The following is a 796-nucleotide window of genomic DNA, read 5'->3' on the forward strand; positions in this document are numbered from 1 at the left end:
GATAATCTTCGCGTTTTGCATAGAGGCTATCAGGGTCAACAACTTCGCCTGTTCTGTCTTCCCATGGCTCTCCAAGCACTGTGTTGACAAAAGGCTGCAAAAGTGCCGGATCATCCTTGGCATCTAAAAACTCTCTTGCGCATTCCCCCCAAGTAAGCCAAGGGGAATAGAGTGCCGAAATATGGTAAGAACGCAAATTCGGTCTGCTTGATTCACTCGTAGGCACCCAGCACGCACCTCTTTCTTCACTCATGAGATCTGTTTTTCTGTGCTCAGCATGTTCATGACCACAATGTGCACAAACAAACACAGCTTTTTCGGGGGCGCCTTTTGGCCACTTAATTTGTGACCAAACAATGGGCTGTAGAACACCACATGCATCACAAGGGACATTGTAATATCGTTGGTCTCCTAGCACGAAATCTTTGGCGATACGGCTTGTGTCACGGTGGGTCGGTGTGGACAATTTAAAAATCTTTCTCTGCACAAAGGTTGAGGTCCGCTTTTCAGCGATCATCACCGGATCACCTTCGTTATCCACACTGAGAGGATAGGCATCCACCTCATCTAAAATCAGATAACGAATAGGCATGGAACGCAAACCAGCTGCACTGTTTGCTCCTGTAAGCATCAATGCCCCACCATCAAACTCTTTCGAAAACATTGTATTACCGCTGTCGCGTGCCCGCGCTGGGGCAATGCGTTCGCTTAAAGCAGGGCTTGCCATAATCATTGGGTCAAGACGGGTTTTTGATAATTTCTTCGCTGTCTCAACCGTTGGCATCACATAAAGGGC

General features: G+C 47.7%; 1 protein-coding gene. It reads right to left on the reverse strand.

Annotated elements, in window-relative coordinates; all coding sequences use genetic code 11:
• A partial coding sequence (locus ACFINF_RS09420) for a terminase gpA endonuclease subunit (RefSeq protein ID WP_375620617.1) occupies positions 1-796 on the reverse strand: 796 nt, incomplete at both ends.

Origin of the sequence: Bartonella sp. TS25HLJMH (assembly GCF_042193505.1) — a bacterium.
GTDB classification, from domain to species: domain Bacteria; phylum Pseudomonadota; class Alphaproteobacteria; order Rhizobiales; family Rhizobiaceae; genus Bartonella; species Bartonella grahamii.